The organism is Micromonospora sp. 4G55, assembly GCF_016803375.1.
Genome location: NZ_JAEVHN010000392.1, coordinates 1 through 5,882 on the forward strand (window position 1 = coordinate 1; position 5,882 = coordinate 5,882).

The following is a 5,882-nucleotide window of genomic DNA, read 5'->3' on the forward strand; positions in this document are numbered from 1 at the left end:
GCCCCCGGGCCGCTGCGCGGGATGCTGGGCCGCTGGTGGGGCGAGGGCTTCGAGTACGTCTTCAGCTGGCACGACGGGGCGCTGCGCGCCCGGGGCGCCGACGACCCGGCGGGGAAGCCGCCGGCGGTCTTCGCGCCGCTGCCGGACGCTCCGGACGTCTTCCGGACGGTCGCCGGGCGGGAGGTCGGCGAGCTGCTGCGGCTGACCCGCGACGAGGACGGCACGGTGGTCCGGATGCACTGGGCGACCTACCGCTTCACCCGCCGTCAGGAGGCCTTCGACCGGTACGACTTCCGCGCCGGCTGACCCGACCCCCGCCCTGGGCGCGGGTGCGTGGTGTGGGTGCGGCCGGGAGGTATCGCCCGCCCTGCGCCCGCCCCCGCGGGCGGCGGAAATGGACGCCGTGCCGTCGGTGTTGAGCGGATACGATGGGTGTAACGTCCGCACGCCGCGCCAGCAGGGCCGGCGCCCGAGATCGGAAGCAGGTGGCGCAGGGCCCGACGGCCCGATTTATGACCGGCACCCCACCTCCCGGCCCGCCCCGGGTGCAGACCAGGATCACGGTTCCCGATTCCAAGATCATGGTCAACCTGCTCGGCGCGGGCGACGAGATCCTGCGCCTCGTCGAACGCTCGGTCGACAGTGACGTGCACGTGCGCGGCAACGAAATCACCATCACCGGTGCCCCCGCGGACAACGCCCTCGCCGAGCGCCTCTTCAGCGAGCTGCTCGAACTGATCGAGAAAGGCGAGACCCTGACCACTGATGCAGTCCGGCGTACCGTCGGCATGCTCGAACAGGGCGGCGCTGAGCGGCCCGCCGAGGTCCTCACCCTCAACATCCTCTCCCGGCGCGGGCGCACCATCCGCCCCAAGACGCTCGGGCAGAAGCGCTACGTCGACGCGATCGACGCGCACACCATCGTCTTCGGCATCGGCCCCGCCGGCACCGGAAAGACCTACCTCGCCATGGCGAAGGCCGTCCAGGCGCTCCAGGCGAAGCAGGTCAACCGGATCATCCTGACCCGGCCGGCGGTCGAGGCGGGGGAGCGGCTGGGCTTCCTGCCCGGCACCCTCAACGAGAAGATCGACCCGTACCTGCGGCCGCTCTACGACGCGCTGCACGACATGCTCGACCCGGAGTCCATCCCCAAGCTGATGGCCGCCGGCACGATCGAGGTCGCGCCGCTGGCGTACATGCGGGGCCGGACCCTCAACGACGCGTTCATCATCCTGGACGAGGCGCAGAACACCACGCCCGAGCAGATGAAGATGTTCCTCACCCGACTCGGCTTCAACTCCAAGATCGTGGTGACCGGTGACGTCACCCAGGTGGACCTCCCCGGCGGTACGACCAGCGGCCTGCGGGTGGTCCGGGAGATCCTGGAGAACGTCGAGGACGTGCACTTCGCCCAGCTCTCCAGCTCGGACGTGGTCCGGCACAAGCTGGTCGGCGAGATCGTCGACGCGTACGCCCGCTGGGACGCCGAGCGGGAGAACCAGCAGGCGCAGAGCGTGCACGCCGTGCCGGGGCGGACCGCCCAGGGCGGCCGGGCCGGCCGGCGCCGCTAACCCAGAGGAAGACAGTTGTCCATCGAGATCGCCAACGAGTCCGGTGTCGACGTCGACACGACGCCGTGCTCGCCGTCGCCCGGCACGCCCTCGACGAGATGGGGGTCAACCCCCTCGCCGAGCTCTCCGTGCTGCTGGTCGACATCGAGTACATGACCGAGCTGAACCACCGCTGGATGGGTGGGGACGGGCCGACCGACGTGCTCGCCTTCCCGATGGACGAGGGCAGCGTCGACCACGGTCCGGGGGAGAGCGCCCCGGCCGGCGGCGAGCCGGCCCTGCTCGGCGACATCGTGCTCTGCCCGGAGGTGGCGGCCAAGCAGGCCGCCACCGCCGGCCACACCACCGCCGACGAGCTGCACCTGCTCACCGTGCACGGCGTGCTGCACCTGCTCGGGTACGACCATGCCGAGCCGGAGGAGGAGCGGGAGATGTTCACGCTCCAGGCCCGACTGCTGGCCAGCTGGCGGTCGACCCGGACCCGGTGATGACCACCCAGGCGGCGGCCGCCGCCGGCCTACCCGACCTCCAGCTCATCTTCTTCGCGGCGGGGCTGGTGGTGCTCGCCGGTCTGATCGCGATGACCGAGGCGGCGCTCGCCGCCGTCTCCCCGGCCCGGGCCGCCGAGCTGGCCCGGGACGGGCGCGCGGCGCGCGTACCCTCCAGGCCGTCGCGGGCGACGTGGTCCGCCACCTCAACCTGCTGCTGCTGCTCCGGCTGCTGGCCGAACTGACCGCCACCACGCTGGTCGCCCTCGTCGCGGTGGACACCTTCGGCGCGGGCTGGCGGGCGGCGCTGGTCACCGCCGGCGCGATGACCGTGGTCAGCTTCGTCGTGGTCGGCGTGGCCCCGCGCACCATGGCCGGCAGCACGCGTACGCGGTGGGCCGGGCGGTGGCGCCGCTGGTCCGCTGGCTGGGCCGGGCGCTGAACCCGCTCGCCTCGCTGCTGATCCTGATCGGCAACGCGGTCACCCCGGGGCGCGGCTTCCGGGAGGGGCCGTTCGCCAGCCAGGTGGAGCTGCGCGAGCTGGTCGACCTGGCCGAGCAGCGCGGCGTCGTGGAGCACGGCGAGCGGCAGATGATCCACTCGGTCTTCGCGCTCGGCGACACCATCGCCCGCGAGGTGATGGTGCCCCGCACGGAGATGGTCTGGATAGAGGAGGGCAAGACGCTCTCCCAGGCGCTGGTGCTCTTCCTGCGCTCCGGCTTCTCCCGCATCCCGGTCATCGGCGAGAGCGTCGACGACGTGCTCGGCGTGCTCTACCTCAAGGACCTCATCCGGCGTACCCGGGGCGGCGACCTGCGGGCCCACCAGAGCCCCGTCTCCGAGCTGATGCGCCCGGCGACCTTCGTGCCCGAGTCCAAGCCGGTCGACGACCTGCTCTCGGAGATGCAGGCCGCCCGCAACCACCTGGTCATCGTCGTCGACGAGTACGGCGGCACCGGCGGCCTGGTGACTATCGAGGACATCCTGGAGGAGATCGTCGGCGAGATCACCGACGAGTACGATGTCGAACGCCCGCCGGTGGAACACCTGGAGGACGGCGCGGTGCGGGTCACCGCCCGGCTCCCGGTGGAGAACCTGGGCGAGCTGTTCGACACCGAGCTCCCCACCGACGAGGTGGAGACCGTCGGCGGCCTGCTGGCCCAGTCCCTGGGCCGGGTGCCGATCCCCGGCGCCCGCGCCGAGGTGGCCGGGCTGCGGCTGATCGCCGAGGGCACCACCGGGCGGCGCAACCGGATAGACACCGTGCTGGTCAGCCGGGTCGAACCGAGTGACGCGCCGGACGGGGCGGGGCGCGGCGAGCAGGCCGAGACCCGCAACAACCAGACCAGAACCGAGGAGAGGCAACCCGCCGATGCCTGAGTCACCCGCCGTACCGGCCGCCCGGCCCACCCCGTCCGACCCGGCCGAACTGAGCGCCGAGGACGGCAAGCTGGTCGTCCTGGCGCGGGGCGCCCGTGGCCGGGTCGCGGCCGTGGAGGGCGCGGCGGTGCGTGACCAGGACGGTCGGACATACGCCGCGGCGAGCGTCTCGCTGCCCTCGCTGACCATCACCGCGCTCCAGCTCGCCGTCGCCTCCGCCGTGGCGGCGGGCGCGAGCCGGCTGGAGGCGGCCGTGGTGGTGACCGAGGCGTCGACGCTGGACGGGGCGGGGCACGCCGCCGTGCGCGACCTCTCCGCCGACGCGCCGATCCACGTCGCGGCGCCGGACGGCACGGTCCTCGGCACGGTGGTCGAGTGACCGGCACCGAGGAGCGTCCGTACCGCGCCGGGTTCGCCTGTTTCGTCGGGCGGCCCAACGCGGGCAAGTCGACGCTGACCAACGCGATCGTCGGCCAGAAGATCGCGATCACCTCCAACAAGCCGCAGACCACCCGGCACATCATCCGGGCCGTGCTGCACCGTCCGGACTCGCAGCTCGTGCTCGTCGACACCCCCGGCCTGCACCGCCCCCGGACGCTGCTCGGCGAGCGCCTCAACGACCTGGTCCGCTCGACCTGGAGCGAGGTCGACGTGATCGGCCTCTGCATCCCGGCGGACGAGCCGATCGGCCGCGGCGACCGGTTCATCACCGGTGAGCTGGCCGAGCTGAAGGCCACCGTGCTGGCCGTGGTGACCAAGACCGACCTGGTCGACAAGAAGCGCCTGGCCGAGCAGCTGCTGGCGGTCAGCGAGCTGGGCGAGTTCGCCGAGGTGGTGCCGGTCAGCGCGGTCTCCGGGCACCAGGTGGACACGCTGGTCGACGTGATGACCAAGTACCTGCCGCCGTCGCCGCAGCTCTACCCGGACGACATGCTCACCGAGGACCCGGAGCAGGTGATGGTCGCCGAGCTGATCCGGGAGGCGGCGCTGGAGGGGGTCCGAGACGAGCTGCCGCACTCCATCGCGGTGGTCGTCGAGGAGATGGTCCCCGAGGGCCAGGTCATGAAGATCTTCGCCGACCTCTACGTCGAGCGGCCCAGCCAGAAGGCGATCGTGATCGGTCACCGGGCCAGCCGGCTGAAGGCGGTCGGCACGGCGGCCCGCAAGCAGATCGAGGAGCTGCTGGGCAGCCGGGTCTACCTGGACCTGCACGTCCGGGTGGCGAAGGACTGGCAGCGGGACCCGAAGCAGCTGCGCAAGCTCGGCTTCTGACCGCACCGCGGGCGGTGACCGACGATGTCCGGTCGGTCACCGGTCCGGCGGCGGTATGGGAAGGTTCACGTCCGGCCGGGGGCGACGACCGTTTGGCGGGGTGAAGTCGGAGGGTAGGGAGCGTTTCTGCTCCGCCGCCCCCGACATAGATGCAGGCTGATGCGCAACCGATACCTGGACCTGCTCCGCTTCCTGGCCATCATCCGGGTCGTGGTCTACCACGTCACCGGGTGGGCGTCGCTGACCCTCGTCTTCCCGGCGATGGCGGTGATGTTCGCCCTGGCCGGGTCGCTGATGGCCGCCTCGCTGGACCGCTCCGGCCCGGCCGCGCTGCTGCGCCGGTTGCGTCGCCTGCTGCCCTCGCTCTGGGTGGTCGCGGTCGTCCTCGTGCCCGCCATGCTGATGACCGGCCTGCCGCCGGGCCCGAAGGTGCTGCTCTGGCTCTTTCCGGTCGCCGACCCGCCGGCCAACTACTGGGGCGGGCTGGCGTTGAGCCCCATCTGGTACCTGCGCGACTACCTCTGGTTCCTGCTCGCCTCACCGGTCGCCCGGTGGCTGTTCCGCCGGGCGCCGGTCGCCACCCTGGCCCTGCCGTACGCGCTGCTGCTGGTGATCGAGCTGGGCCTGCTGCCCGCCGCGCCGGTAGCGCTGCGCGAGTTCGGCGTCTACTTCGGCGCCTGGCTGCTGGGCTTCGCCCACCACGACGGCCTGCTGCGCCGGCTGGCCAACCGGGTGCTGCTGCCGACCGCGCTGGCCCTGGCGGGCGCCGGGGCCGCCTGGATCGTCACCCATCCCGGGCCGCGCGGCTTCGACCTCAACGACATCGACCTGGGCAACGCGCTCTGGTCCGCGGCGTTCACCCTGGTCCTGCTGGGCCGGGCCCCGGCCACGGCGCACTGGATCGAGCGCAGCCCGCTGTTCAGCCGGGCGGTCACCGTGCTCAACCGCCGGGCGCTGACCGTCTACCTCTGGCACATGTCGTTCGTGGTGCTGCTCACCCCGCTGGTCGACGTGGTCGGCTGGTCGCACCAGGACCCGCTCGGCCTGGCCATCCGGGTGGTGCTGGTCTTCGCCCTGGTCGGGGTGGTGACCCTGCTGGTGGGCTGGGTGGAGGACGTCGCCGCCCGGCGCCGGCCCGAGCTGGTGCCGGGCGGGCGGCGCGCGCCGGCAC

General features: G+C 72.5%; 4 protein-coding genes and 3 pseudogenes. All 7 read left to right on the plus strand.

Annotation, left to right across the window (positions count from 1 at the left end):
• Positions 1–306: pseudogene (locus JNW89_RS25305) on the plus strand (penicillin-binding protein); the annotation flags it as partial.
• Between the two features lie 206 nt (positions 307–512).
• Positions 513–1,571 carry a PhoH family protein gene (locus JNW89_RS25310; protein WP_238450798.1) on the plus strand — a complete coding sequence of 353 codons (1,059 nt, stop codon included), beginning with the start codon at positions 513–515 and terminating at the stop codon, positions 1,569–1,571.
• A gap of 15 nt (positions 1,572–1,586) precedes the next feature.
• A pseudogene (gene ybeY / locus JNW89_RS25315) lies at positions 1,587–2,059 on the plus strand (rRNA maturation RNase YbeY).
• Positions 2,035–3,439, plus strand: a pseudogene (locus JNW89_RS25320) (hemolysin family protein). Before ybeY ends, JNW89_RS25320 begins: the two co-directional pseudogenes overlap by 25 nt.
• Entirely contained in the window at positions 3,432–3,818 is a 387-nt protein-coding gene (locus tag JNW89_RS25325; RefSeq protein WP_088960793.1) for a cytidine deaminase, read from the plus strand. The pseudogene JNW89_RS25320 and the gene JNW89_RS25325 overlap by 8 nt, the downstream one beginning before the upstream one ends.
• Positions 3,815–4,711: a GTPase Era gene (gene era, locus JNW89_RS25330; protein ID WP_238450800.1), complete on the plus strand. Its 897-nt coding sequence runs from the start codon at positions 3,815–3,817 to the stop codon at positions 4,709–4,711. Before JNW89_RS25325 ends, era begins: the two co-directional genes overlap by 4 nt.
• A gap of 159 nt (positions 4,712–4,870) precedes the next feature.
• On the plus strand, positions 4,871–5,882 hold a 1,012-nt coding region (locus JNW89_RS25335), incomplete at its 3' end, for an acyltransferase (protein WP_238450801.1).